The following is a 25,669-nucleotide window of genomic DNA, read 5'->3' on the forward strand; positions in this document are numbered from 1 at the left end:
GACCGAGGTGACCATCGCGCGACATCGCTCAGGTCCAGCCGAACCACTCGAAGCAGCGCAGGATCACATACGCCACGCCGCCAGCGGCCGGGATGGTCAGAATCCAGGCCCAGACGATGCGCTCGATCACGCCCAGCCGCAGCGAGCGTGGATTCTTGGCAAAGCCCACGCCCATGATCGCGGTGGAAATGCTGTGCGTGGTCGACACCGGCATGCCGAAGTGCGCGGCCACGGTGAGCACGGTGGCCGAGCTGGTTTCCGCGGCAAAGCCGTGGATGGGATGCAGCTTGACCATCTTGTGGCCGAGCGTCTTGATGATCTTCCAGCCGCCCGAGGCGGTGCCGGCGGCCATCACCACCGCACAGGTCAGCACGATCCACATCGGAATGCCGGCGCCTGCGGCCAGCCCGGTGCCCGGATGCAGGAACGACAGCCAGCCCGGCAGCTCGTCCAGTGCACCGGCCGACTGCGCGCCGATCAGGGTCATGGCGATGATGCCCATGGTCTTCTGCGCGTCGTTATGGCCGTGGGCATAGCCCATGTAGGCGGCCGAGGCGATCTGCGCCTTGCCGAAGAAGGCATTGACCCAGCGCGGACGCGCCAGCCGCCCGATCGGCCCGCCCAGCCTGGCCATGCCGGCGATGATCGCCCACAGCAGCAGCATCACCACGATACCGAGCAGGAAGCCGGCGATCGGCGAGGTGATCATCGGCACGAACACCTTCCACAGCAGGCCCTTGTTCTTGGCCCAGTTGCCGATGTTTTCCGACCAGATCAACGCGTTCCAGTTGTTGTGCGCGGCCGCCAGGCCGGCGCCGCACAGCCCGCCGATCAAGGCGTGCGAGGACGACGACGGCAGGCCCTTCCACCAGGTGATCAGGTTCCAGATGATGCCGCCCAGCAGCGCGCACAGGATCACCTGCGGGGTGACCTCGACCACCTCGGTGTTGAGCAGGCCGGAGGCGATCGTCAGCGCCACCGCGGTGCCGGTGAGCGCGCCGATCAGGTTCATGCCGGCGGCCAGCATCACCGCCCAACCCGGCGACAGCACCTTGGTGGCGACCACGGTGGCGATGGAGTTGGCGGTGTCGTGGAAGCCGTTGATGAACTCGAACACCAACGCCGCCAGGATCACCACCAGGACTAGGGTAAGCACGCGGCGGCCTCAGCTGTTCTTCAATACGATCTGGTACACCACCACCCCGGCCTCGCGGCAACGGTCGATGGCCTTTTCCAGGATCTCGAAGAATTCCTTGAGCAGGAACATCTGCAGCGTGTCCAGGCGGCCGGAATAGATGTCGCGGTACAGCTCGAGCATCAGCCGGTCGGCTTCGTTCTCCAGCATGCGCAGCTTGTCGTTGAGCGCGGTCATGCGATCGATGTTCATGTGCGGCAGGTCGGTCACCATCTCCACCACCACCGCGGCGGCCTGTTCCAGCATCGCCGCGCGCGGGGCGAAGTCGATGTGCTCCAGGTGCTTGGTGGCCAGCGAGTACCGGTCGGCGAACTTCTCGACCTGCTTGGGAATCTTGTACAGCGCCGACCCCAGCGCCTCGATGTCCTCGCGCTCGATCGGGGTCATGAAGCTGTCCACCAGCGCCTGGCCGATCTTGTCGGAGGCGGCGCGTTCGCGCAGGCGGGCCAGCTTGAAGGCGTCCAGCGCGGGTTGGCGGTCGGACGTGCGCATCATGGCGTGCAAGGCCTTGGTGCTGTCGTAGGCGGCCTGCGCCGCTTCGTTCAGGAGCGCATAGAACTGCTTGCCGGAACCGAAGATGGTCTGCAACGAGAACATGGGTGGAGAACTTCCTGCCGTCGAGGGAGAGACGGACGCCAAGCGCGAATTATGACCGTTCCATGACCTGTCTGGGTATCTCGGCGCCACAAGTGGCCTTCACATCGGCATTTCCCGGCTCGAACCACCCTGTGGTTTGCTAACATGCTCCCGCGCCCTCGGGTGCACCCTATGGAAGACGACCCTATATTCCCCCGTTGCCGCCCCGCCCTTGTGCGCGCCGGCCAACCCAGTGCTCGCCCGCCCTCCCCTTCACTGACCGGGGAAGACGCCCGTGGTTGAGTTTCTGATCGTCATCGCGCTGATCCTGTTGAACGGCTTCTTCGCGATGTCGGAAATGTCCCTGATGACCTCGCGCAAGAGCCGGCTGAAGCAGATGGCCGGCTCCAGCAAGCGCGCTGCGCGCGCCCTGGCACTGGCCGAAAGCCCGGAAAACTTCCTGTCCACGGTGCAGATCGGCATTACCCTGATCGGCATCCTGACCGGCGTGTTCGGTGGCGAGGCGATCGGCGAGGCCATCAGCAGCTGGCTGCAGGGGCTGTTCCCGGCGCTGTCGGCCTCGTTCGAGCTGGTCGGCAAGCCGCGCCCGTATTCGGTGGTGATCGGCAGCACGCTGGCGGTGGCGCTGATCACCTTCCTGACGCTGATCTTCGGCGAACTGGTGCCCAAGCGGCTGGCGCTGCGCAACTCCGAGGACATCGCCGGGGTGGTTGCGGTGCCGATGGCCTGGCTGGCGAAAATCGCCGCTCCCGGCGTGTGGGTGCTGGCGCGCTCGACACGGCTGGTGCTGCGCATGCTCGGCATGGGCAAGGACGAATCGGCATCGGTGACCGAAGAGGAGATCCGCATGCTGGTGGCCGAAAGCCACGAGGCCGGCGTGATCGATGCGCACGAGCGCGACATGATGAATCGCGTGATGCGGCTCGGCGACCGCACCGCCGACAGCCTGATGACCCCGCGCAACCGCATCGCCTGGCTGGATGCCAACGCCGAGCCGGAACGCAATCTGCAGGTGATGCGCGAGCACGAATTCTCGCGTTACCCGGTGTATCGCGGCAGCGACCAGGACATTGCCGGCGTGCTGGAAGTCAAATCGCTGGTCACGCGCATGGGTGGGCACGGCGAGAATCTTTTCCAGGCGCTGCGCGATACCTTGTTCGTGTCCGAGTCCACGCATGCGATGAAGCTGCTGGAGATCTTCCGCGAAGAGCAGCAGTCGATGGCGCTGGTGGTGGACGAATACGGCGAGATCCGTGGACTGGTGACCATCAGCGACCTGATGGGTGCGGTGGTCGGCCGTCTGCAGGCGGTGGAAAACACCGACGAGGATGCGCTGGTGGTCACGCGCGCCGACGGCTCGCTGCTGATCGACGGGTCGCTGCCGGTGGAGGAACTGCGCGAAGTGCTGGGCGCCGAACTGCCGGAAGCCGACGAAGGCGACTATCACACGCTCGCCGGCCTGTGCATCTACTACTTCGGGCGCATTCCGCAGGCGGGCGAATTCTTCGATTGGGCCGGTTGGCGCATCGAGATCGTCGATCTGGATGGCGCGCGCGTGGACAAGCTGCTGCTGAGCCGTGTCGGCGACGAGGGCAGCGATGACATCGTCGGATAACGGCGTGCCGCCGCCGGATGCGGCCGACGGCGAGCAGATGCGCTATCGCAACGAAGGCATCCGCAGCCTGCTGGCGGCCTTCAGCGAAGGCGATCCGGCGCAGGTGTTGCGGGTGCGCGAGATCCTGGCCGACCTGCAGCAGAGCGCGTTCGGCGTGTTTCTGTTCCTGGCGATCCTGCCCTCGTTCATTCCCATTCCCGGCGTGGCCGGCGGCATCAGCGGCCCGCTGACGGTGCTGATCGGGCTGCAGATGCTGTGTTGCCTGCGCAAGCCGTGGGTGCCGCGTTTCATCGGCGAGCGCGGGCCGCGCCGCAGCACCAGCCAGCGTTTCGTCGCGCGGCTTGCGCCGACGCTGCAACGCCTGGACCGGCTGCTCAAGCCACGCCTGCACGGCATGCTGGACCGGATTCCGGCGCAGATGTTCACCGGCGTGCTGCTGGTGCTGGTCGGCGTCCTGCTGACGTTGCCGATCCCGTTCACCAACTACCTCTTCGGGCTGATCCTGCTGCTGTTCGCGCTGGCCCTGCTCGAGCGCGACGGCGCGCTGCTGCTGGTGGGCTGGGCCGCTGCGCTGATTTCGGTGACGGTGTTCGGGGTCACGTCCGACCAGCTGCTGGATCTGGTGCGCGATTGGTGGCCGGCCGCCTGGCGCTGATGCGCGAGACGATCGGCCCACCTGATCGTCGCCGTTACTTCAGATCGACCACACGGTTGTCGGACAGGCTGCCGGTGTCGTCGGTGACTGCCGTCATCACGAAGTACAGCGCCTTGCCCAGCAGCCCGCTCGGGCCGTCCCAGTACTCGGCCGATTCGGCACGCACATGGATCAGGCGCAGATTGGGGTCATCCTTGCCGCCGGGGAAAAACACCTTCATCGCCGGCGACCACAGCTGCTCGATCTTGGCGCGGTCATCGACCACGCGCGCGGTACCTGCGACCGACACGTAGCTGTTCTTCGAGGCCGAGGCATAGGCCACGTTGACGCGCGGGTCGGCAGCGATTTCGGCCACCTTCGGGCTGTCGGCGGCGGTGGCGAACCACAGGTCACCATCGAATTCGACTTCCTGCGTGCCCAACGGCCGGCTCACCAGCTTGCCGTCGGCAGACATGGTCGTGAACATCGCGATGTCCACGCCGCGGATCAATTCCGCCAACTGCTTGATGCTCTCGCTGCGTTCCTGAAATTGCATGCTGGTCTTCCCAATGGAGGTGCATGCATCTGAGCGGATCGCCGCGCAAAGCGACGTGAATCACGCAGGAGTCACGTCCAGCTCGCGGCAGGCCATGGCGGCGATTTCGAACGAACGCAGGCGCGCGGCATGGTCGTAGATGTTGGCGGTGAACAGCAACTCGTCCGGCGTATGGCGCTCGATGAACTCGGCCACGCCCCGCGCGATCTGCTCGGCATCGCCCAGCACCGTGCAGGCCAGCGCACGCTCCACGCCGGCACGTTCGTGCGGCTGCCAGAAGCTGTCGATGTCGTCGATCGGCGCGGGAATCTTGCCCGGCTTGCCGCGGCGCAGGTTGACGAAACTCTGCTGCTGGGTGGTGAACAGGCGGCGTGCCTGCGCTTCGGTCTCCGCGGCCACCACGTTCAAGGCCAGCATCACGTGCGGCTTGGCCAACTGCGCAGACGGGCGGAACTCGCGGCGGTAAATCGCCACCGCCTCGTCCATCGCATCGGGCGCGAAGTGCGAAGCAAACGCGAACGACAGGCCCATCGCTGCGGCCAGCCGCGCACTGAACAGGCTGGAGCCCAGCAGCCATACCGGCACGTCGAGCCCGGCGCCCGGCACTGCCTGCACCAGTTGCCCCGGCACGGCGGGCGCGAAGTAGCGCAACAACTCGGCCACGTCCTGCGGAAAATGGTCGGCGCTGTCGAAATAGCGACGCAGGGCGCGCGCGGTCGGCTGGTCGGTGCCGGGCGCGCGGCCCAGGCCCAGGTCGATCCGCTGCGGATACAGCGAGGCCAGCGTGCCGAACTGTTCGGCCACCTGCAGCGGCGCGTGGTTGGGCAGCATGATGCCGCCGGCACCGACGCGGATGGTCTTTGTGCCGCCGGCGACGTGGCCGATCAGCACCGCGGTGGCGGCGCTGGCGATGCCCGGCATGTTGTGGTGCTCGGCCAGCCAGTAACGCTGGTAGCCCCAGCGCTCGGCGTGCTGGGCCAGATCGAGCATGTTGGCGAAGGCATGGGTGGTGTCGCTGCCTTCGCAGACCGGCGCCAGGTCGAGCACGGAAATGGGCGTCATCGGATGACTCCGGGGAATGAATGATGTGCAAGAGATGGGGCTGGGCAGGCGGCTTTGCTACCTGCCCAGGTGGCGCTGTGGGGATTACAGCATTCCAGTGGTCGAACAACGGGAGGATCTGCAACGGCCATTCCCCCGCTCCGTGCCCAGGCCCGCACTTCGTTGCACCAGCACCGCAACGCACGCGCGCAACAGCGCGCAAGCCATGCATTCGCCTCGGAGGGAGGGACCCCGGGTTGTGCGCGATGGCTGTTGGTGTGTTGCGCGCGTTGGCTCGCCTGCGAATGCAGTTGCCAGGCCACGAAGCATGGGCGTCGGGTGACACCGTTGCTGGCTATGATGGTCACCGCACTGGCAGCGCCTGCATGACAATGGCTTCGACCGCTCCGCTTGACCCCGCTTCGGACACCCTGCACATCGCCGCGCGGATCGACCGGCTACCGGCCAGCGCCACGCTGTGGCGGCTGGTCGGCCTGCTCGCGCTGGGCGGTTTTTTCGAGTTGTACGACCTGTTCCAGACCGCCTACATCAGCCCCGGGCTGATCCGCGACGGCATCTTTGCCAGCGGTGCCGATGGCGCATTCGGCATGTCCGACCAGGCTGCGTTTGCGGCGGCGACGTTTCTGGGGCTGTTTGTCGGCGCTGCCCTGTTGAGCCCGTTCGCCGACCGCTTCGGGCGCCGGCCGGTGTTCACCTTCGCCCTGGTCTGGTACACCGCCGCGACCGTGGCAATGGGCCTGCAGGACACCGCCACCGGCGTCATCGTGCTGCGCCTGGTGGTCGGGATCGGCCTGGGCATCGAGCTGGTCACCATCGACACCTACCTGTCCGAGCTGGTGCCGCGGCATATGCGCAGCGCCGCGTTCGCGTTTGCATTCTTCGTGCAGTTTCTGGCGGTGCCTGCAGTGGCGCTGACCGCCTGGCTGCTGGTGCCGCATGCACCGCTGGGGGTGAGCGGATGGCGCTGGGTGGTGTTGCTGAGCGGGGTGTTTGCGTTGGCGATCTGGTGGCTGCGCAGCCGTTTGCCGGAATCGGCGCGCTGGCTGGCAGCGCAGGGACGCCATGCCGACGCCGATGCGGTGCTGAGCCAGCTCGAAGCGCGCTGCACGCGCGATCTGGGCGCGCCCCTGGCTGCACCGCAGTTGCCCGCCCCCTCGCCGGCCGGCGGCGTACAGACCGCGGCGCTATGGCGGGCGCCGTATCGCGGGCGCATCGGCATGCTGGTGGTATTCCATATCTTTCAGGCGATCGGCTTCTTCGGCTTCGGCAACTGGCTGCCGGCCCTGATCTCGGCGCAAGGCACCGGCGTGACCAGGAGCCTGGGCTATTCCTTCGCCATTTCGCTGGCCTACCCGCTGGCGCCGCTGCTGTTGCTGCGCTTTGCGCAACGCTGGGAAAACAAGTGGCAGATCACCGCATCGGCGCTGGGCGCGGTGCTGTTTGGCGTGCTGTTTTCGCAGCAGCACCAGGCAATCGGCATGGTGGTGTGCGGGGCAATGATTGCGTTCTGCAACGCCTGGATGAGCTTTGCCTATCACGGCTATCAGGCCGAGCTGTTCCCCACCGGGCTGCGCGCGCGGGCAGTGGGCTTTTGCTATTCCTTCAGCCGCCTTTCCACGGCGGTAAGCAGCGTGCTGATCGGCTGGCTGCTCGCCCAGGTCGGCAGCCATGGCGTACTGGCCTTCATCGTGGTCAGCATGTCGATCGTGGCCGGCGTGATCGCGCTGTTCGGCCCGCGCACGCGCAACCGTGCGCTGGAAGAGATTGCCGGTTGAGCGTGGTGCCGACCCAACCCAGCCAGGTGGTATTACGCGCCTGAGCTTGCAAGCGCATCACCGTGGACGGCGGGCTGCGCGGCAGGCGCAACGCCCAGGGCCACCGTGCGATCGGCCACCGCCGCCAGGCTGGTGCGATGCGAGACCACCACCAGCACGGTCTGCGGCAGGCGTTGCCGCAGCATGCACAACAGCTGCTGTTCGGCCTCTGCATCCAGTGCGCTGGTGGCCTCGTCCAATACCGCCAGGGCCGGCTGGCGCAACAGCACCTGGGCCAGCAGCAGGCGCTGCGACTCGCCGCCGGACAGCCGCCCGTCCTGGCCGTTGATCGGGCTGTCCAGGCCTTGCCCGTCGCGCCGCAGACGCGCGCTCAGGCCGACGTCGCCCAGCACCTCCCACATGCGCGCATCGGGAGCGCCGGGCAAGGCCCAGTCCAGGCACGCGCGGACCGTGCGCTGCCACGGCCGCACGCCCTGGCCCAGGTAGGCGCCATGCCGCACCAGGGCGCGATACGCGGCGAAATCCAGCCGGCGCCCGCCCATGTGCGCGGTGAACTGCGCCGGCGCAGTCTGACCCGAGAGCACGTCCATCAGGCTGCTCTTGCCGACGCCGGAGGGCCCGACCACCAGGGTCAGTTCGCCGGGCAGCAGCAGCATCGGCGCGAGATCGAGCCTGGGCAACGGCGGCGCCAGGCCGATGTGTTCCAGATGCACGGCTGCCGGCAGCGGTGCTGCCGGCGCGGCCGCCGTGCGCGCGCGGGGCGCGCCCAGCGCCACATAGCGCCGCCACAACTGCAACGCCGGCCAGGCCGAGCGCAGTTGCTGCACGCTCTGGCGGGTGCTGACCAGATACGGCAGCAGGCGCCCGAGCAGCAGGCTGACGGTGATCAGCGCAGCGCGGTCCGCGCCCTGCCAGAGGTTGGCCAGCACCAGGATGGCGGCGATTGCCGCCACCGCGGTGGCTTCCAGCAGCAGCCGGCTGCCCGCCACCAGCGCCTGCTGCTGCGCATAGCCCTGCCCCAGCCGTGCGGAAATGCGTTCGTAATGGCGCGTTTCCAGCGCTTCGCGCTGGAACGAGCGCACATGCCGCAGGCGACGCGGGAAGTCTTCGCTCAACCAGAACAGCTGCGTCATGTCGGCCACATAATCGCGGCTGATGCGCGCCTGGTTGTCGCTGCTGGAGATGCGCAGGCCCAGCCACGCCAGCCCCAGCAGCAACGGCGCCGCCAGCAGCAATGCAGGCGCGATCATGACCGCGATGCAGAGGCTCACCAGGGCGGTCATGCCGGCCACCAGCAGCTGCAATGCCGCACCGAAGCCCTGGGTGGCGATTTCGATGTTGTAGGTCAGCACATTGGCGATTTCCGCCGAGCTGGCGCCGGACAGCGCAGGCAGCGGCGCATCGATCAAGGCGGCATGTACGCGCTGGCGCAGCCCGATGGCGTAGCGGCTGGTCAGCCGCGCGGCCAGCCCTGCGCCATGCCAACGCAGTGCGGCAAACACCAGGCTCACAGCTACGAACAGCGCCACCTGCATCGCCAGGGCCTGCGGTAAGGCGAGCGCGTAGCCGGCCAGGCGGACGGCGTGCCCGGGCTGCACCAGCGGCACCAGGCTGACCGCGACGAGGCTGCCGGCCAGTGCGGCAAGCAGCGATACGCCGACGTAGAGCGCGATGGTCGGCACGTCCGCCGGCACCAGCGTGCCGACGAAATCGCGCCACATCGCGCGCATGGGCCTGCGCTCTGCGGCGGCGCGTATCTCAGTCACGTGTGGGGCGCACGGTGGCATGCGGCATGCCGCATGGCGTTGACCCTGCAGACGCATGCGCGCGGCGGCCGCGCGCATGCGCTCACCGCAACACCTGCAGCAGCGCGTGCAGCGAGGCCTGCGGATGCAAACCGCGGCGCAACGTGAACATGCCGATGCGCTGCACCTGCTCGACAAAGCGCGGCCAGCCCGGTTGACCGGCCGCATACGGCTGATCGCCTGCCAGGCAATCGGCGATGCGTTCGGCCGGCATCGCCAGCAGCAACTGCGCGGGATCGCTCGCCGGCGTTGCAGACAGCATCACCACCGCAGACAACGGCAGGGGCGCACGCGCCAGCTGCGCGCGGCCGTGGCGAATATCGATCTCGAACTTTTCCACGCCGCTGCGGCGCCGGATGGTCGGCGAGGCGCTGATCCAGGCTCGGGTCTGCGCGTCGACCAGGCCCAGCGCGCCGGCGCGCAGGTGCAGAAAGTTGGCCACGCCAGTGGTGAGCAGGCTCTCCGGCGCCACGAACACGCCGTCTTCGGCGATGAAGTCCAGGCCATGCAACAGGCTGTGCAGCGCCAGGGTCGATTTGCCGGCGCCGCTGGCACCGAGCAACAGCACGCTGCGTCCGTGCCGGCCCACGCAAGCGCCATGCAGGGGCACCAGGCCCATGCCGCGCGCGGCCAGCAGGAACACGGCAAATTCGATCAGCTCATACCGCACGTGATAGGCGTGGGCGAGCATGTCGTCGGAGACCACCAGCATGGCCCGGCGCGCGGGCACCGACAGCATCAGGTAATTGCAGGCATCCATGACGCCACACAGCAGGCCGCCGCTGGCATGGGTGCGCACCGGTGGCGGTTCCGCGCCGGGTGGCGCGTGCCCGCGCGCCACCAGATCCAGCGTGACATGAAACTCCGGCGCGCCCGGCAAGCGATGTGCGGGCAGGCCCGCGTAGGCGTGGTCCACCAACGCCAGCAGCACCTCGCTGTCGCTTTCGAAGTGAAACAGCGCGCCGAGGATCTGCCGGCGCACGCCATGCCGGCGCGGCCGATGTTCGCCAAAGGGATCTGCTGCCGTCGCATCCGGCGTGCCGGAGCGTGTGTCATCGCCCACCGGCAGGAGTTGCGCCAACGCAGCCGACTGCGGCATGCCGTTCCATCCATTGCATCGATCAGCCGGTATGTGCCGATCGGCAACGGAAAGGTTGCCTGGCCGGCGTCGACGCGCATACCCGACGCAAGCCGGCAACCGGGCGCGCATCCGCACAACCAAAGCGGCCTGCATCCGCACCTACTGCCGAGCCGAATGCCGGTGTCTGCGCACGCCACCGCTGCGTCCACCTGGCGACAGAACGAGAGCCTTGTGCAGATGCTAAAGATCCAGGTCAGTCATTCGTATTTCCTGCGTTACGACCCCAAGCAATGGGAGCGCGGCAAACCCTATCCACCGCTGGCGACGCTGCAGGTCGCGGCGTTGCTGCGCGAACGTGGCCATGCCCTGAGCCTGTTCGACGCGATGCTGGCAGACGACGTGCAGGAGTACGCCGGCGCCTTGCACCAGGCGCAGCCGGATGTGGTGGTGTTCTACGAAGACAACTTCAACTTCCTCACCAAGATGTGCCTGAGCCGGATGCGCGAGGCCGCCTGCCGCATGATCGCGCAGGCACGTGCCGCCGGTTGCCGCGTGCTGGTCGCCGGCTCCGATGCGTCCGACAACCCGGACGTGTTCCTGGACGCCGGCGCGCATGCGGTGCTGGTCGGCGAAGGGATCGCACCGCTGCTTACGCTGATGGAACGGCTGGAAGCCGATCCGGACATCGACGGCGACGCCTGGCTGGCCGGCGTGGCACGTCTCGCCACCGCGCAACCTGCCGCCACGCGCGCGCATCCCGGCGCGCAACCACCGGACGCGCGCCTGAGCGGCCTGCCGGCCTGGGACCTGGTCGACATGCCGCGCTATCGGCGTTTCTGGCAGCAACGGCACGGCTATTTCAGCCTGAACATGGCCGCTTCGCGGGGCTGCCCGTTTCGCTGCAACTGGTGCGCCAAACCGATCTGGGGCAATCACTACACGCGTCGCGCTGCGGACGACGTGGCTGCCGAAATGATCCATCTCAAGCGCAGCTTCCAGCCCGATCACCTGTGGATGGCCGATGACATCTTCGGCTTCCATATCGATTGGGTGGAAACCTTTGCGCAGCGCCTGAGCGAGGCCGATGGCGCGATCCCGTTCACCATCCAGACCCGTGCCGACCTGGCCAGCGAGCGCATGGCCGCTGCGCTGGCGCGCGCCGGCTGCGCCGAGGCCTGGCTGGGTGCCGAGAGCGGCAGCCAGCGCATCCTGGACAGGATGACCAAGGGCACCGAGGTTGGCGAGGTGATCGCCGCACGCCAGCGCCTGGGCGCGCACGGCATCCGTGTGGGCTTCTTCATTCAACTCGGCTACCTGGGCGAAGAACTCGAAGACATCCTGGCCACGCGCGCACTGGTGACGCAGGCCAACCCGGACATCATCGGCGTCAGCGTGTCCTATCCCCTGCCCGGCACCAAGTTCTACGAGGAAGTGAAGAACCAGCTGGGCGGCAAGACCCATTGGCAGGACAGCGACGACCTGGCGATGATGTTCCATGGCGCCTACGACTCGGAGTTCTACCGCAGCGTGCGCGACCTGCTGCACACCCAGGTCGACCTGCAGCAGGCGCGTGCCACGCTGGGCGCCGATGCGTTTGCACAGGCCTCGCAGACGCTGGAAGCGCGCTGGTCCGCCTTGATCGCCAGCGAACGGCAGCACCGCACCGCGCCGCTTGCCGGCGCTGCCGAACGCCAACCGCGCCAGTTGGCCAGCGTGCTGGTCGGCTAGCGCGCAACGCGCCGATCTCGCTTCCCCCCTCACCTCGCCCTTCGGATCACAGCCGCATGCAGCCTTCCCTTCGCACCATCAAGCACGGCCTGCGCACGGCCACCGAACGGCTGGCCAGGGAGTTGGCGCAGCCCGGCGCAGCGGTGCCGCAGTGGGACCGGCTGCAATGGCAACTGGCTGCGGCAGCGGCTGCAGCGCATGGCGTGTCGCCGCTGCTGCAACGCCGCTCGTTGTGGCAGGACGCCGACTGGACCGCGTTCCTGAGTGAGCAACGCAACCATGTCGAAGACCGTCATCGGCGCATCGCGCTGCTGCTGACGCGCATCGACGCGGCAGCGCGTGCGGCGGGCATCGCCCTGGTCGGTCTCAAGGGCACCGCCTTGCATCGGCTCGGCGTCTATCTGCCCGGCGATCGCCCAATGGCCGATATCGATCTGCTGGTGGCGTCGGAGGATGCGCCCGCGGCGGCGGCGCTGTTGTGCGAACTCGGTTACGTGGCCTGCTTCGAACAATGGAAGCACCAGGTGTTCAAGCCGCTGCATGGCGTGGCGGTCGCGGGACTGGGCGAGCATCGCGATGCGCCGATCAATCTCGAGCTGCATACCCGCATCCAGGAACGCCTGCCGCTGAGCAGCGTGGACATCACCGCGCGCATCCTGCCGGAGCGTCCGCAGCCGGGATTGAACCCTTACCCGTCGGTCGGCGCGCTGATGTGCCACCTGCTGCTGCATGCGGCCGGCGGCATCTGCCACCGCAGCATCCGCCTGATGCATCTGCATGACCTCGCACTGCTGGCCACGCGCATGGGGCCGCGTGACTGGGAACAGTTGTGGGACGACCCAGCCGTGGCGCCGTGGTGGGCGCTGCCGCCGCTGCTGCTGCTGCAACGCTATTACCGCAGCGTGGTGCCACCGACGGTGATGGCGCGGCTGCAGGCCGGTTGCCCGCGCGTGCTGCGCATGCGTGCGGCCCGCCAGACCCTGACCACCGCCTCGTGTTCCAACCTGTGGTTGTCGGCCCTGCCCGGCATCGAATGGTCACGCTCGCTGGGCGAGGCGCGACAGTACCTGCGCAATCGCGTGGTGCCGACGGCCGAGAGCCGCAAGGAACGGGCGGACATGCTGCAGACCCAGTTGTGGCTCCAGGGCCAGCCCTGGGTGCGGCAGACCCAGCTGCGCCGGGTGATGACGCGCCTGACCCGGCCGGTGCCGCGCACCGACATGCTGTATGTGGTGCGTGCAGCGCTGGACGGCTATCTGCAGCCGGCCTGAGCGCGGCTGACACCGCTGCTGCGCTCAGCATCAGGTCGGCACGGCCTGCCCGGAGTCGGCAGGCGTCCGCCGCAGCGTCCGATTCCGGGCGCCGCCTGCACCCAGCTATCGGCTGCTCGCAGCAGCTTTGTCGGTGATCGCAGGCCGGCAGCAGGCGCGCAGGCTGGCGCTTGTGCAGCCGATCACCGTTGCGATCACGTCCCCACGTTTTGTTTGGCAGCCTCGTTGCTGCACCACGCGCGTTGCCTTGCGGCTGATGCGATCTGCGTCATTGCACCGCAGGCCGCGCCTCGCACAGGTGCCGATACAGCTGCTCGAACAGCCGCGTGGTCAACGCCGCGTCCTCGCGGACCGCGCGGCATTGCGCTGCCCAGGCCAGGCGCAAGCGCAGCTCGTCGTCGGCCAAGACCTGGCGGACGGCTTCTGCCAGCCCGGCCCAGTCGCCCGGCGGCACCGCGAGTGCGCACACCGGTGCCCATTCGACCAGGTGCCCGACCGCGGTGCCGACGGTGGGCACACCGGCGACCGCCGCTTCCAGCAGCACCAGCGGTCCGGCTTCGTGCAAGGACGACAGCACCAGCAGGTCGGCCGATTGCATGATCGGGCGCAGCTCGCGCTGGGTCTTGAAACCGAGAAAACGCACCTGGGCGCCCAGGCCGAGCTGTTGCACCAGGCGTTGCATGGCGCCATCCAGCGTATCGACGCCGACCATGTCCAGGGTAAAGGCGACCTCTGCGCGTTTGAGCGCTGCCATCGCCTGCAGCAAGGTGGTCTGGTCCTTGACCGGATTGAGGCTGGCCACATGCAGCAAGCGGGCGATGCCGCCCGTGCGTGCACGTGGCGCGGCCGGCGGCCAGGCACGCAGATCCACGCCCAACGGCACCCGCTGCGCATGGATGCCGAGCGCCTGCAGCGACGCGAGGATGGGCGCGCTGGCCGCGGTGACGCGGTCGGCCAGGCGCAGGATCACCGCTTCGCGCAGGCGACCGCGCCAACGTCGCCGGCCGCCGTAGCCGATGCCATGCAACGCGACCAGCTCGCCACCGGCGATATGCACCACGCTTGGACGCCGCAACAGCCGTGCCGCGGCGACGGCGACCAGACCGCAATAGCCGGAAAAGATGGCCTGGATCACATCGAACGGAGCACGACGATGTTCGTCGGCAATGGCGGCGATCGCACGCGTGCGGGTGCGGCGCGCGCCGATGTTGTGCACGGTGGCACCACGCAACGCCCAGGTGCCGGGCAGCGGCTCCTGATGCAGCACGAACACATGCACCTGGTGCTGGCGCGCCAGCCATTCGATCAGGGTCAGGAATACCGGGATCACGCGGACCTCGCCGCTGCGATCCACGCCGCCCGGAACCACCAGGGCCAGTTTCATGCGGTTCGCCCTGGCGCGGCGGCCAGCAGCTGGATGTACGCTCGCTTCCAGCGCTGCCCCACGGCGGCAAACGACAGCCGTGCATCGAAATGCGCGCGCACCTGTGCGCGATCGGGGCGTTGCCGGACGACGCGCAGCAGTAGGTCCGCCAGGGCCGAGGCATCGCCGACCGGCCACAACGCGCCGACCGCCCCGCCATCGCTGAGCGCACGGAAGGACGGGATATCGGTCAGTAGCGGCAACGTGCCGCAGGCATAGGCTTCCACCGCGGCATAACCGCAGCTCTCCGCGTGGCTGGCGGAGACGAACAGGTCGCAGGCACGCAACAGGGTTTCCACGCGGGCATGCGGCACCCTGCCCAGCAGCTGCACGCAGCGTGCAAGCAGCGGATCGGCGCGCAGACGCTGCCGTACCTGCTCCAGCAACGGCGCCTGGTCAAACACGCACCACAGCCGCAGCCCCGGTAACACGCGGGCGGCCATGGCGACGGCATCGAGCACGCACAACGGATCCTTGGCCGCGCTCAGGTGCCCGACCCACAACACGCAGGGGTCGCCATGCAGACAGGTCTGCTCGCGTGCCTGCAGGCGATCGCCCGGCGAAAAGCGGCTGCTCGATTCGGGAACCGCAAACAGCTGCGTCTTTGCCTTGAACAGGCGCGCCTGGACGAACGGCTGCGCCATCTCCTGCGCGGTGAACGCGATCCCGGCGGCGGCCGCGTAGCGAAGGCGCCACCCACTGCGGGCCCACCAGCGCGGCGGGCGGTTGGCGTGATCCTGCAGCAGGATCGGCATCTGCGGCAGCAGGCGGGCGAGACGGCGTGCATCGCCGGCAAATTCCAGGCCGTGGATGTGGACCACATCGGCACCGATCTCGTGCAGCATCGCAGCAAGCAGACCTGCACGCTGCGCACTGCCGCGCGCGCCGAGCTCGACGAAGCGGTAATCCACGCCCTGGCGAGTGAGCCGCAAGTTCAGTGCAGAAGCCTGGACCACAGATACGCGTACCCCGGCACTGGCGACGGCCTCGGCGATATCGGCCAGCGATGGCCACTGCGCGAACACCTGCTCGGCAGTCAGGCCGGCGGGAGTCGGCAGCAGATTGAGCTGCGCCACCTGCAGGCTCATGGCACCGACCGCGCCCGGATTGCTTGCCCTGCCATGCTGACCAGGCCACGTGCCGCGCACTGCACCGCGCGCAAACGGCACCGCTCGCCTGCCACCGAGATGCTGCATGCGCACGCCACCATGGCCAGTACGTTGGTCACGCGATGCGCCGCAGCCGCAGCACCAGCGCGACCGGCACCCGCAGCGCGGCCTGATCGAAGCGCGCGCCGGGCGCGATGTCGGCCGGGTCCAGCATCGGCTCGGCCACCGCTTCGATCTCCATGCCCAGTGCCACGCAGGCCGCATGCCAATGGCTGTAGAGATGTTGCGTATGCCGCACCGCGTACTGCCGGCCGTCGGCCTTGAAGTCGCGTTGCCAACCCAGCGCATGGCCGATGGGGTGCACGTCGCTGCACAGCACCAGGCCGCCGATGCGGGTGACGCGGTGCAGTTCTTCCAGCGCCGTCCATAGCTGCTGCAGATGGCCGACCACCAGACCGCAGACGCTGAGATCGGCCACTGCGTCGCCCAGCGGCAGCTGCTCCAGGCTGCCCTGCTGCAGGCGCATGCGCGCCGATGGCCAGTCCTGCGCCAGCTCGGCGCGCGCACGCTGCAGCATCTGCGGCGACAGATCCACGCCGGTGACCTGCAGCGCGCCACGCCGCAAGGCATGCAGCATGTAGCGGCCGCTGCCGCAGCCGGCGTCGAGCACGTGCTGGCCCTGCAACACGTTCGGCATCAGCGCGAGCATGGCGCGCTCTTCGGCCAGCATCACCGGGTTGTGTGCGTGCGGCGGATACGCCTGCGCCCACAGTGCATACGCCGCTGCCGGCTCGAGGATCGGTACTGCGCTCACGACACCGCACCGCTGGCGGCCATGGCCACGCCGGGCTGGCGCGCAGGTTGGTGTGCAGGCTGGGGCACGCGCTGCAGGCCGGGTTCCAGTGCCAGTACCGCCGGATCGGCCAGCGTGGCGTCGAGCAGCTTGGGGCGTCCGTCCAGCAGCACCGGGACGGTGCGAATGCCGGCCGCGTCGAACCAGTCGGCAAAATCCGGGTCGGCGATGCGCGGCGCGCCATCGCGTATCACCGCACGCAGATCGCCGCGTGCACAGCCAACCACGCTGAGCGCGGGGTCGCCACCGCGATCGCGCACGATTACCAGGTCCGCCGCCGCCCCCGGCGCCAGGCGTCCACGCGTGGCCATGCGCAGGATGCGCGCCGACTGATGGGTGACCAGGCCGAGCAACAGATCCGCAGCCAACCCGCTGCTGGCGGCGATGCGCAGCTCTTCCAGCAGATCGCGCGAACCGCTGACACGCGAATCGTTGCCCAACACGAGCCGGCCCGCCATGCACAGGCGCCAGGGGTCGAGCGTGCGGCCCAGCAGTGCAAGATTGCTCGATGGGCACCACACCACCGCTGCGCCACGTGCGATCACCCGCTCGATGTCGCGCTCGCCCATGCCCACGCCGTGGATCAGCACGCTGTTGGGCGCCAGGCAACCGAGCCGGTCCAGTTCCTCCAGTTCGGCGGCCGCCGCCGCATCGGTGCCTTCGGCCAGATGGATCATCCAGGGATGCGCGGGCGAGGTTGCGGCAAAGCTGCCCTGCACCGGTGGGCCATAACCGGTCCACCCCAGCGCATAGCTCCAGCCGAACTCGCGCAACACCCCGACCGGAAAGCCGGTCTCGTCCAGCGTGGCGTGCCACGGGTCGTGCTGGGCCACGCAGGTGACGCCGGCCAGCAGGTTCTTCAACCCACCATGACGCAGACGCACCGCCTTGGGCACACGCAGGGCAGCGACCACATCGGGATGCCGGAAATGCGCCTGGAACGCCTCGATCCATGCATAGCTGTTGGGAAACACCGCGCCCTGCGGCAGTGGCGGCACGCAGTTGACCTGCAGATGCTCGTGCGCATTGATCAGGCCGGGCGCCAGCACATGCCCCTGCAGGTCCAGGCGCTGGCTGCCGGTGCCGAGCGTGCCGCCGAAGCGCCCCGCGCGGATGGTCAACGGCGCGCGCGACGGGCCCGCCAGGGTGATCGCGCGCGCGCCCTGCAGGCAGACATCGGCCATGGACATCGGCATCTCCACTCAGCGCTTGCGCAGCACGATCAGGAAGTGGTCGCCCATGTCGCGCAGCAGCGGCAGCCCGCCCAGGCGGTCGTCGCACCGGCCCAGACGCTCGGACAGGCGCGGATGCCGTTGGCAGAAATCCACCAGGTACGGCGGCGGCAGGAACAGGCTCAAGGCGCGATAGCGGTCCAGCACGAAGTGCCTGGCGAAGGCGCGGTAGAACTCGCGCGGCAGGTGGTACCAGGTCCAGATGGTGTGGCCGTTCATGCCCACGGCGGTGACCCCGCGCGCGGCCCGCACCGCGGCGCGCCTGAACCGCCCGCGCACGCTGTAATGGCCGATTTCCCAGGGGCAGATGCGCCCGATCACCGAGAACACCAGGCAGCCATCGGCGCGCAGCAGGCGCGCGCATTCGGCCGCCACCGCCGGGAGATCCGGCGCGCAATTGAGCGGGCCGAAGTTGGAATACATGCCGTCGAAGCTGCCCTCCAGCCGGTCCAGCTGCTGGATGCCGACATGGGCGGCGCTCAGGCGCTCTTCCAGGCCTTGCGTGGCCGCGCGCTGGCGGGTGCGCTCGACCATTGCCGGCGACCAGTCGGTGGCCAGCACGCGGTAACCGCGACGTGCGAATTCGCCGGCATCCAGGCCGGTGCCGCACCCCAGGTCCACCAGCCGCGAGCCCACCGGCAACTCGGCCGCGACCGTGTCCCACAGCGTGGTGCGCATACGCTGGATCAGCGCGTTGTTGCCGCGTGGGCCGTCGTAGTCCGGCGCCACGCTGTCGAACGCGCGTTGCGTCTCCAGCAGGCGATCCGGGGCCACCGTGCCACCGCGCGCCGCATGCTCATTGGCCACCGACATGCGCAGCCTCCCACCCCGATCCAGCTGTTCTCACCACACTCTCCAGGCGCGACACCGCCGACGCGGCATCGCTTAATTGACCGGTGAGTGCCGCGTGCCGACGGTTTGGTTGCAGCGTCGGGCAGCGATGTCCACCGTGCCGCGCGCCGCGGCGCGGCTCAGCCGGCAGTCTGCGGCGCGGCGCCGGTACGCCGCCGCCAGGCATTGCGCAACACCGCGGCCAGCACCGCCAGCCCTGCCCCGCCGAGCAGGCCTGCGGCCCAAGCGGTGACGGCATTCGGAAACGCCCGCTGCTCGGGTACGTACAACGGCCATGCCAGCGAGGTCTGATAGGTGTAGCGCGTGGTCAGGCGGGCAATGAGATCGTCGCGCTCGCTCTTCAATGCGCGCACGGTGGCGTTGCTGTCGGTCAGCAGCACGCCCGCCAGGACCTGGGCCGGGGTCGCCGCAGCGGCGCCCTGCCCGGCCTGCACCTGTTGCTGCAGTTGATCGCGGTTACGGGTGGCCACGCGCAGATCGTCGGTCAGGCCCTGCAGGCGCGTGCGCGCCAGTGCGAGCGCCACTGCGTTGGTGTCACCGTGCAGACCCTGCAAGGCACTCACCGTCGCCAGCGCCAGGCTGCGCGCCTGCGCCGACGATTCGGCCCGGATGGTCACCCCGATCAGGTTGGCATACGGGTCCGGATCCGGCTTGAGGCTGCCGCGATACAACTGCGCCGCGCGGCTTTTCAGCGGCACGCCAGCCTGGCGCAACACCGCGTCCTGGAACAGCCGCGTCTTCATGCGATCGATCACGCGCTGGAACGGTTCGACCTTGGGATCGCGCCCGGCCGGCGTGGGGCCGATCTCGCCGACCTGGATCCAGGCGGTGGCTTCCCACTGCGGCATGGCCAGGCGGGTAAAGGCAACGGTCAGTGCAAGCACCACCACCAGCGCGGCCAGCGCCCAGCGCCATTCGCGACGCAGGATGCGCCACAGGTCGATCAGATAGATGTCGTCGTGTTGAGTCATGGTGCACCGGCTCTGGAACATGTGAAAACGAAGCTGCCGCGCATTACGCAGCAGCGGTGGGTGCGGCATTGCGGTTGGGCAGCAGCACCGTGCCGGCATGCAGCACCAGGCACAGCGCGATGAAGCCGAAATTGGTCCAGGTGAAGGCCTGCGGCGCGAACGGCGACATCAGGCAGGCATAGGCGATGCGCAGGAAGATCAGCACATGGAAGATCGATAGCGAGCTGTCGAGCAGGCGCACGCTCCACAGCAGGCCTGCATACAACGCCAGCAGCGCCAGCAACGCACCGGGCGCGCCCCAGGCCATCAGGAATGGAAAGAACTCGGTGCCCACATTGATGTTGGGCGCATCCAGCGGGATGCCGGTGCCGGCGTTGGCGATCGAGCCACTGAACGGCACCAGCTGATTGACCAGGAAGCTGGCGTTGACATACCCCTTGGCCAGGATCGCGCCGAAGTTGTACGGCCCGGCGCTGATGTACAGCAGCAACCACTGCACGCCCTGCGGCATGGCGCGATACACGGCACTGAACGGCAGGGCGACCGTGGCCAGCGAGCCGGAACGCAGTGCGCCGAGGATGGAAAACACCCCGCCGCCGGCCAGCACCAGCAGGCCGATGGTCTTCCACGGCAGGCGGCGCGACGGGTCGCGGCGCAACAGCATCACCAGCACGAACGAAAACAGCCCGGCAAAGATGCGGTTGCGGTCGATCACCACGATCGGGAACACGAATCCCAGCACCACCATCGCCGCGCGCAGGCCGCGATGACGCACGCACAGCAGCGCGATCGGCGGCAGGATCCAGCACATGTTGGAGATGTGCCGCACATGCGCGCGCAACGGGCTCAAGGTGGCATACGAGGACGGATCGCTGAACAGCGGAACCGGAAACAGCGCCACATCCACGATGCAGAACACCGTCACCACCGCCGCCAGCGCCATCACCAGGAACGCGTCGCGGGTGCCGGCATAGCGGTAGGCGCGAAAGCGCTCAAATGCCGGCAGCTTGATCCCAATCAGCACGTCCAGGACGAGCAGCAGCCAGGCCGCGACAATCAACAGGAAAATGCCGTTGAGGTACCCAACAGGCAGCTGATAGGTTCCCACAGAGACCAGGCAACTGATCACAAGCGATGGAAACAGATAGGTCGCAGGCCTACGTAGCCCCCCCCCCGTTACCGACATCACCGAATTCTCCCGCTACCATACAGACACCAGGCAAGCATTGACTTGGCAAAATACGCCAGCAGATGCGTCGACGCCCTGAAATAGCTTCTTTTCAAGAACCATATTTTTGCGTCAATCAGACTTTTCTGTGCTCGCAGGAACCAGTGTTCAAACCCCTCAAAAAGCGCAGAACTCCGCGACGCCACCAGTCCGAATTCAGCAAGGTTGTCCAGCCGCCTGGACACATCCCTGGTCTTACTGACGTTGGTTCCATGCAATCTGTATGCACACACCTTGACGTCAATGAAGCCGAGAGCATCACGCGCGACAAGCCGAAGAAAAAAATCCCAGTCTTCAATCCTAAGCGTCGCGTCCCAGACAGCCCCCGCGCCAAACGCGCTACGTCTGAGCATCGTGACAGCGCCACTTATCGCCCAATTGCAGATTACGGCACGACGAATCCCCGCATCAGAAAGATACAACTTTTTATCGGCGCCATGGAGATCGCACATGGCGCTTTCGTACAACTTCCATCCCTCGGAATTGACAACAAACGCGTCACCGACCACGGCATCCTTACCAGGATTCAAATCCAGGTAGACAACCTGGACCTGCAAACTTCCCGGAACCAAATAATCGTCACTGGCGACAATGCGTAAATGCTCACCCCGCGCACGCAGCGCCAACTCGTTGAGCGTGGCCGCCACACCGCGATTGGCGCGCTGGACGAACTGCACCGGCAGCCGGTGGCCGTGGGAAGCGATCCACTGCACGATCTTCTCGCCGGTCGCGTCGCTGGAGCCATCGTCGATGATGACCAGTTCCTTGCACGGGTAAGGGTCTTCCAGCACGCTGTCCAGGCAGCGTTGCACGAAGCGTTCGTGGTTGAAGGCCGGAATCAGCACCGACACCAACGGCCAGCGCGCACGCCGCGTGGGATGGGTGGAAGCGCTCATGCCGGCTGCACCAGATAGCGGCGCACCACCACGATGTTGAACAGCAGATACAGCACATAGTTGGCGACGAAGGCATACATCGCACCGATCAGCCCCCACTGGGCGGTGAACAGGTACACCAGCGCCAGGTAGCTGGCGGCAAACACACATTCGGAGATCACGAACAGCCGTGTCATCGCCTTGGCCAGCATCACGTACGACAGCACGAAGGCCGCGATCTTGATCACATCGCCCAGCAACTGCGGGGCATACAGCGGCGTGGCCTGGGCAAACCGGGCGTCGAACAACAGCCAGGTCACCCAATCGCGACACACATACACGCCCAGCGCCATCACGATCACCGCCGGCATCACATGGCGATACGCGGTCCGCAGCTCGCGCCCGAGCGCTGCGCGCTGCTGCAGCGATGCCAGCTTGGGCAGGTAATACACGTTGATGGCGGTGGTGAAGAACAGCAGATACGCATCCGACACCCGGCTCACCGCCTGCCAGTAACCTACCTGCTGCCAGCCGAACTGCAGCGCCAGATGGTCGCGCACCAGGATGGCCACCAGTTGCGGCACCAGCGTGGCGGTCAGCGTCATCACCGAGAAGGCCGCCAGCCTGCGCGTCATCTGCGCATCGAAGCGCATGCGCAACATGTCGCGCCGAAAATAACGGCTGCGCCGCAGTGCCGGCACGCCGGCCAGCAACCACAGCACCTGGCCCAGCACCAGCGCCAGCAATGCGCCCTGCAACTGTGCCCGGCTGGACAGCCATGCCACCAGTGCCACGCTCAGCACTGCGCCGCTGACCTGCACCAACGCCAGGCGGCGCACGTCCATGAAGCCGTTGATCACCGCCAGGATGTAGTTGACCAGTGCGATGCCCAGCTGTGCCACGGCCACCACGCAGATCAGCGGCCGGTACGCCGCATCGCCGAGCAGGCGTTCGGCGATGGCGCCACTGAACAGCAACGCCAGCACCGCCATCACGCAAGCTGCGCAGAAGGCGTACCACAGCGCCGCGCTGAGCAGACGTGCCAGCGCAGCGGCATCGTCGCGATATTCGGCCACATACTTGACGATGCCCGCGCTGATGCCGCCACCTGCCAGCACCGCCAGCACCGACATCAGATTGAGGAACTGGCCCAGGCGGCCGACCCCTTGCGGGCCGGCGTACACCGCCACCAGCTTCACCACCACCAGCGCGGCCAGCAGCTTGGCCAGCGTCGCAGCGCCGGTGTAGGCGCTGCTGCGCACGAGATTCATGCAGCGGTGCCAAACGACTGGCATGCGGCAATCACACGCGCAACCGAGGCATCGTCCAGCGCAGGCCCCATCGGCAGGCTCAGCACCTCGCGGTGCAGCCGCTCGCTCACCGGCAGGCAGGCATCGCCCAGGGTGGTGTAGGCCGGCTGCCGGTGCGGCGGCACCGGGTAATGGATCTGGGTCTGGATGCCCGCGCGCAGTAGATGCGCCTGCAAGGCATCGCGCTGGGTGCTGCGCACCACGAACAGATGCCAGACATGCTGCGCCTCGGCCACCACCGTGGGCAGCGTGATCAAGGGGTTGTCGATCCCGTGCAGGTAGCGCTGCGCCACCGCGCGGCGGCGGGCGATTTCATCGTCCAGATAGCCCAGCTTGACCCGCAGAAACGCCGCCTGCATCTCGTCCAGCCGTGAATTCACGCCCTGGCAGAGGTGGTGATATTTCACCTGCGAACCATAATTGCGCAGCGCGCGAATACGCTCGGCCAGGCGCACATCCGAGGTCACCACCGCGCCAGCATCGCCGAGCGCTCCGAGGTTCTTGGTCGGGAAGAAACTGAAGGCCGCCGCATCGCCGAAGGCACCGGCACGGCGCCCCTGCGCGCTGGCGCCATGCGCCTGCGCGGCATCCTCGATCAGCAGCAGCCCGTAGCGATGCGCCAGCGTCTGTAGCGCCGGCATGTCGACCAACTGCCCATACAGATGCACCGCCATGATGGCGCGCGTCCGCGGGCCGATCGCCTTCTCCACGCTGGCCGGATCGATGTTGAAGGTCGCAGGGTCCGGCTCCACCGGCACCAGCACCAGGTGGTTCTGGCTGATTGCAAGGAAGGTGGCGATGAAGGTGTTGGCGGGCACGATGATTTCATCGCCCTCGCGCAACACGCCCAGCTCGCGATAGCCGCGCAGGATCAGCGACAACGCATCCAGCCCGTTGCCCACACCCACCGCCTGCGCCGCGCCGCAGTAACTGGCGAATTCTTCCTCGAATGCGGCCAGCTCCTGCCCGAGCACATACCAGCCGGCATCGATCACCCGCGCCGCAGCAAGCTTCAGCGCATCGGCATAGCGCGCATTGACCGCGCGCAAATCCAGGAACGGCACATCCATCGGCGCAAGCATCTAGGGTTGAACTCCCAACAGCGCATCAGAGTGAGAAGCAATGCCTTCAAACATATTCAAGGCCTTTCTGCTAGCGCGCACTTCGCTGAGGAACTGGTCGTAGTCCAGAATGTAGTCGGCGGGATCGTAGAACTGGTCGGCCAACACCATCAGCACGCAGTCGGGGCTGAAGCGATGCAGGTCCCGCCACACCATGCGGCCGAGCAGCAGGCCCTGCGATGGATCGTCCAGCACCACTTCCTGCTGGCCGTGGCCATCGCCCTGGTCCAGCAGGATCGTCACCGAGCCATGCAAGGCCACCGCAAGCTGGTTGAGCTGACGGTGTGCATGCTGTCCGCGATGGACGCCGTTGCGGGTGCCGAACAGGTAATACACGCGACGTATCTCGAACGGGACATTGCGCTGCTGCTCCAACGAAATGAGCAGTCCGCGATCGTCGCCGTGGGTATGCAACTGGATGCGTTCGATGGCCATGATCGGAAGGGCGTAACCGCTGACTGCACGTAGTGCGACATGCCTGAGTGCGCCGGGATGCGCGAAAGGTTGCGCGCGGTCACGGCGCTGCGAAGCCAGGTGCGCACAAGCGCAGTTGCGCACGCCGCAGCACATCGATGTGCGGCGCATGCGAGCGAAATGCCGACTGCAACGCAACCTTTCTCCGACATCGCCGCACATATCGGTGCACGTTCACCTGGCCGCCGTTCGGCCGGCGTGGGGAGCCAGGCCTGGCAGCGCACTGCCGGAACCAACGACCACCACCGGAAGACAGATCAGATGAGTCCATCCCCCCAGCCGCCCGCCAGCGCGTCCGCCAGCGGCGCAGGCCCCATGCCATTGCCGGAACAGGCGCCGGCAGCCGCGCGCGTGCTGCCGCTGCCAACCTCGATGCGTGTCCTGCACTGGCTTACCGTGCTGTGCCTGACCATGGCGGCCACGCTGATCCTGCTGCGCGCCGAACTGGATGGCCGCGCACTGCGCCAGTGGCTGCTGGAAGGTCACCGCCACTTCGGCCTGTTGGTACTGGTGTTGTTCGCCTTGCGGGTCGGTTTGCGGTTGCGCCTGCGCACGCTGCCACCCGGCCCGCCCGCCTCGCTGCCGATGCGCCTGGCCGCTGGTGCCACGCATGTGGCGATGTACGGGCTGATGCTCGCGTTGCCGTTGCTGGGCTGGGCGCTGAGCGGTGCCTTCGGCAAGACGGTGTATTTCTTCGGCATCCCGCTGCCCGCGTTGGTCGCACCCGATGGTGACCTCGGCGACACCCTGGGCATGTGGCACTTGAATGCCGCCTGGGCGCTGCTGGCGCTGGTGCTGCTGCATATCGGCGCCGCGCTCTGGCATCACCTGGTCTTGCGCGACGGCCTGCTGCGTCGCGTGCTGCCGGGCAAGCGCGCATGAGCCGCCGCATGCCGCCCTCT

General features: G+C 67.5%; 23 protein-coding genes. 6 read left to right on the forward strand and 17 right to left on the reverse strand.

The features are described 5' to 3' along the window. Window positions 1–28: 28 nt before the first annotated feature. The gene (locus EO141_RS18750) at window positions 29–1,156 is read right to left on the reverse strand and encodes an inorganic phosphate transporter (RefSeq protein ID WP_104582878.1); all 1,128 of its coding nucleotides are present in this window, start codon (window positions 1,154–1,156) and stop codon (window positions 29–31) included. A gap of 9 nt (window positions 1,157–1,165) precedes the next feature. Beyond that, window positions 1,166–1,792 (reverse strand): DUF47 family protein, encoded by a 627-nt coding sequence (locus EO141_RS18755; RefSeq protein ID WP_104532321.1) that lies wholly within the window; start codon window positions 1,790–1,792, stop codon window positions 1,166–1,168. A gap of 274 nt (window positions 1,793–2,066) precedes the next feature. Between EO141_RS18755 and EO141_RS18765 the strand changes: the two genes are divergently transcribed. Together EO141_RS18765 and EO141_RS18770 are read left to right on the forward strand one after the other, a co-directional pair. Then, window positions 2,067–3,407, forward strand: coding sequence for a hemolysin family protein (locus EO141_RS18765; protein WP_104582877.1), 1,341 nt, complete (start codon window positions 2,067–2,069; stop codon window positions 3,405–3,407). After that, the gene (locus EO141_RS18770) at window positions 3,391–4,062 is read left to right on the forward strand and encodes an exopolysaccharide biosynthesis protein (RefSeq protein ID WP_164739316.1); all 672 of its coding nucleotides are present in this window, start codon (window positions 3,391–3,393) and stop codon (window positions 4,060–4,062) included. The genes EO141_RS18765 and EO141_RS18770 overlap by 17 nt, the downstream gene beginning before the upstream one ends. 34 nt (window positions 4,063–4,096) lie before the next feature. On the opposite strand, the gene EO141_RS18775 is transcribed toward EO141_RS18770, so the two are convergent. Then, window positions 4,097–4,597 (reverse strand): pyridoxamine 5'-phosphate oxidase family protein, encoded by a 501-nt coding sequence (locus EO141_RS18775; RefSeq protein WP_127169934.1) that lies wholly within the window; start codon window positions 4,595–4,597, stop codon window positions 4,097–4,099. A 60-nt stretch (window positions 4,598–4,657) separates the two neighbouring features. Next, the gene (locus EO141_RS18780) at window positions 4,658–5,659 is read right to left on the reverse strand and encodes an LLM class flavin-dependent oxidoreductase (protein ID WP_104582876.1); all 1,002 of its coding nucleotides are present in this window, start codon (window positions 5,657–5,659) and stop codon (window positions 4,658–4,660) included. 365 nt (window positions 5,660–6,024) lie between these two features. On the opposite strand from EO141_RS18780, the gene EO141_RS18785 reads away from it, so the two are divergent. Continuing rightward, entirely contained in the window at window positions 6,025–7,434 is a 1,410-nt protein-coding gene (locus EO141_RS18785) for an MFS transporter (RefSeq protein WP_164739317.1), read from the forward strand. A gap of 32 nt (window positions 7,435–7,466) precedes the next feature. Here the strand turns inward: EO141_RS18785 and EO141_RS18790 are convergent, their stop codons facing one another. After that, on the reverse strand, window positions 7,467–9,164 hold the full coding sequence (locus EO141_RS18790; protein WP_164739318.1) for an ABC transporter ATP-binding protein: 1,698 nt from the start codon (window positions 9,162–9,164) through the stop codon (window positions 7,467–7,469). 118 nt (window positions 9,165–9,282) lie between these two features. Next, window positions 9,283–10,338, reverse strand: a complete 1,056-nt coding sequence (locus tag EO141_RS18795) for a serine kinase (protein ID WP_127169935.1) — start codon at window positions 10,336–10,338, stop codon at window positions 9,283–9,285. A gap of 156 nt (window positions 10,339–10,494) precedes the next feature. On the opposite strand from EO141_RS18795, the gene EO141_RS18800 reads away from it, so the two are divergent. After that, complete coding sequence (locus EO141_RS18800) at window positions 10,495–12,048, forward strand: radical SAM protein (protein WP_127169936.1); 1,554 nt, start codon at window positions 10,495–10,497, stop codon at window positions 12,046–12,048. Between the two features lie 56 nt (window positions 12,049–12,104). Next, window positions 12,105–13,319 carry a nucleotidyltransferase family protein gene (locus EO141_RS18805; RefSeq protein WP_127169937.1) on the forward strand — a complete coding sequence of 405 codons (1,215 nt, stop codon included), beginning with the start codon at window positions 12,105–12,107 and terminating at the stop codon, window positions 13,317–13,319. Window positions 13,320–13,587: 268 nt separating this feature from the next. Here EO141_RS18805 and EO141_RS18810 read toward each other — a convergent pair whose 3' ends face one another. The 11 genes from EO141_RS18810 to EO141_RS18860 all read right to left on the reverse strand — a co-directional run bounded on the left by EO141_RS18810 (window position 13,588) and on the right by EO141_RS18860 (window position 24,728). Further along, window positions 13,588–14,703, reverse strand: a complete 1,116-nt coding sequence (locus EO141_RS18810; RefSeq protein WP_127169938.1) for a glycosyltransferase family 4 protein — start codon at window positions 14,701–14,703, stop codon at window positions 13,588–13,590. Next, the gene (locus EO141_RS18815) at window positions 14,700–15,830 is read right to left on the reverse strand and encodes a glycosyltransferase family 4 protein (RefSeq protein ID WP_127169939.1); all 1,131 of its coding nucleotides are present in this window, start codon (window positions 15,828–15,830) and stop codon (window positions 14,700–14,702) included. Before EO141_RS18815 ends, EO141_RS18810 begins: the two co-directional genes overlap by 4 nt. A 136-nt stretch (window positions 15,831–15,966) precedes the next feature. Continuing rightward, the gene (locus EO141_RS18820; RefSeq protein ID WP_104648511.1) at window positions 15,967–16,665 is read right to left on the reverse strand and encodes a class I SAM-dependent methyltransferase; all 699 of its coding nucleotides are present in this window, start codon (window positions 16,663–16,665) and stop codon (window positions 15,967–15,969) included. Next, window positions 16,662–17,894, reverse strand: a complete 1,233-nt coding sequence (locus EO141_RS18825; protein ID WP_164739319.1) for an amidohydrolase family protein — start codon at window positions 17,892–17,894, stop codon at window positions 16,662–16,664. Before EO141_RS18825 ends, EO141_RS18820 begins: the two co-directional genes overlap by 4 nt. Before the next feature lie 12 nt (window positions 17,895–17,906). Beyond that, window positions 17,907–18,749 (reverse strand): class I SAM-dependent methyltransferase, encoded by an 843-nt coding sequence (locus EO141_RS18830; protein WP_127169941.1) that lies wholly within the window; start codon window positions 18,747–18,749, stop codon window positions 17,907–17,909. Between the two features lie 158 nt (window positions 18,750–18,907). Next, window positions 18,908–19,759 carry a Wzz/FepE/Etk N-terminal domain-containing protein gene (locus EO141_RS18835; RefSeq protein ID WP_127169942.1) on the reverse strand — a complete coding sequence of 284 codons (852 nt, stop codon included), beginning with the start codon at window positions 19,757–19,759 and terminating at the stop codon, window positions 18,908–18,910. 43 nt (window positions 19,760–19,802) lie between these two features. Further along, window positions 19,803–20,945 (reverse strand): hypothetical protein, encoded by a 1,143-nt coding sequence (locus tag EO141_RS18840; protein WP_127169943.1) that lies wholly within the window; start codon window positions 20,943–20,945, stop codon window positions 19,803–19,805. Beyond that, entirely contained in the window at window positions 20,945–21,883 is a 939-nt protein-coding gene (locus EO141_RS18845) for a glycosyltransferase (RefSeq protein WP_127169944.1), read from the reverse strand. The genes EO141_RS18840 and EO141_RS18845 overlap by 1 nt, the downstream gene beginning before the upstream one ends. After that, window positions 21,880–23,133: an O-antigen translocase gene (locus tag EO141_RS18850; RefSeq protein ID WP_127169945.1), complete on the reverse strand. Its 1,254-nt coding sequence runs from the start codon at window positions 23,131–23,133 to the stop codon at window positions 21,880–21,882. Before EO141_RS18850 ends, EO141_RS18845 begins: the two co-directional genes overlap by 4 nt. Then, window positions 23,130–24,254, reverse strand: a complete 1,125-nt coding sequence (locus tag EO141_RS18855) for a DegT/DnrJ/EryC1/StrS family aminotransferase (protein WP_127169946.1) — start codon at window positions 24,252–24,254, stop codon at window positions 23,130–23,132. The genes EO141_RS18850 and EO141_RS18855 overlap by 4 nt, the downstream gene beginning before the upstream one ends. Beyond that, window positions 24,255–24,728, reverse strand: a complete 474-nt coding sequence (locus tag EO141_RS18860; RefSeq protein WP_127170004.1) for an FdtA/QdtA family cupin domain-containing protein — start codon at window positions 24,726–24,728, stop codon at window positions 24,255–24,257. A gap of 354 nt (window positions 24,729–25,082) precedes the next feature. Here EO141_RS18860 and EO141_RS18865 point away from each other — a divergent pair, with 354 nt between their 5' ends. Then, on the forward strand, window positions 25,083–25,649 hold the full coding sequence (locus EO141_RS18865; protein WP_184363505.1) for a cytochrome b/b6 domain-containing protein: 567 nt from the start codon (window positions 25,083–25,085) through the stop codon (window positions 25,647–25,649). Window positions 25,650–25,669: the final 20 nt, after the last annotated feature.

This window comes from Xanthomonas sp. BRIP62415 (assembly GCF_003993515.1).
Taxonomy (GTDB): Bacteria; Pseudomonadota; Gammaproteobacteria; order Xanthomonadales; family Xanthomonadaceae; genus Xanthomonas; species Xanthomonas euroxanthea.

Excerpts from the sequence above, each read along its gene's own strand:
- EO141_RS18835 (WP_127169942.1), bottom strand. The coding sequence starts at position 19,759 with ATGACTCAACACGACGACATCTATCTGATCGACCTGTGGCGCATCCTG.
- EO141_RS18805 (WP_127169937.1), top strand. The coding sequence starts at position 12,105 with ATGCAGCCTTCCCTTCGCACCATCAAGCACGGCCTGCGCACGGCCACC.
- EO141_RS18790 (WP_164739318.1), bottom strand. The coding sequence starts at position 9,164 with ATGCGCGCGATGTGGCGCGATTTCGTCGGCACGCTGGTGCCGGCGGAC.
- EO141_RS18825 (WP_164739319.1), bottom strand. The coding sequence starts at position 17,894 with ATGTCCATGGCCGATGTCTGCCTGCAGGGCGCGCGCGCGATCACCCTG.
- EO141_RS18785 (WP_164739317.1), top strand. The coding sequence starts at position 6,025 with ATGACAATGGCTTCGACCGCTCCGCTTGACCCCGCTTCGGACACCCTG.
- EO141_RS18845 (WP_127169944.1), bottom strand. The coding sequence starts at position 21,883 with ATGAGCGCTTCCACCCATCCCACGCGGCGTGCGCGCTGGCCGTTGGTG.
- EO141_RS18865 (WP_184363505.1), top strand. The coding sequence starts at position 25,083 with ATGCCATTGCCGGAACAGGCGCCGGCAGCCGCGCGCGTGCTGCCGCTG.
- EO141_RS18850 (WP_127169945.1), bottom strand. The coding sequence starts at position 23,133 with ATGAATCTCGTGCGCAGCAGCGCCTACACCGGCGCTGCGACGCTGGCC.
- EO141_RS18815 (WP_127169939.1), bottom strand. The coding sequence starts at position 15,830 with ATGAGCCTGCAGGTGGCGCAGCTCAATCTGCTGCCGACTCCCGCCGGC.
- EO141_RS18830 (WP_127169941.1), bottom strand. The coding sequence starts at position 18,749 with ATGTCGGTGGCCAATGAGCATGCGGCGCGCGGTGGCACGGTGGCCCCG.
- EO141_RS18770 (WP_164739316.1), top strand. The coding sequence starts at position 3,391 with ATGACATCGTCGGATAACGGCGTGCCGCCGCCGGATGCGGCCGACGGC.
- EO141_RS18855 (WP_127169946.1), bottom strand. The coding sequence starts at position 24,254 with ATGCTTGCGCCGATGGATGTGCCGTTCCTGGATTTGCGCGCGGTCAAT.
- EO141_RS18775 (WP_127169934.1), bottom strand. The coding sequence starts at position 4,597 with ATGCAATTTCAGGAACGCAGCGAGAGCATCAAGCAGTTGGCGGAATTG.
- EO141_RS18780 (WP_104582876.1), bottom strand. The coding sequence starts at position 5,659 with ATGACGCCCATTTCCGTGCTCGACCTGGCGCCGGTCTGCGAAGGCAGC.
- EO141_RS18840 (WP_127169943.1), bottom strand. The coding sequence starts at position 20,945 with ATGTCGGTAACGGGGGGGGGGCTACGTAGGCCTGCGACCTATCTGTTT.
- EO141_RS18860 (WP_127170004.1), bottom strand. The coding sequence starts at position 24,728 with ATGGCCATCGAACGCATCCAGTTGCATACCCACGGCGACGATCGCGGA.
- EO141_RS18810 (WP_127169938.1), bottom strand. The coding sequence starts at position 14,703 with ATGAAACTGGCCCTGGTGGTTCCGGGCGGCGTGGATCGCAGCGGCGAG.
- EO141_RS18800 (WP_127169936.1), top strand. The coding sequence starts at position 10,495 with ATGCCGGTGTCTGCGCACGCCACCGCTGCGTCCACCTGGCGACAGAAC.
- EO141_RS18795 (WP_127169935.1), bottom strand. The coding sequence starts at position 10,338 with ATGCCGCAGTCGGCTGCGTTGGCGCAACTCCTGCCGGTGGGCGATGAC.
- EO141_RS18755 (WP_104532321.1), bottom strand. The coding sequence starts at position 1,792 with ATGTTCTCGTTGCAGACCATCTTCGGTTCCGGCAAGCAGTTCTATGCG.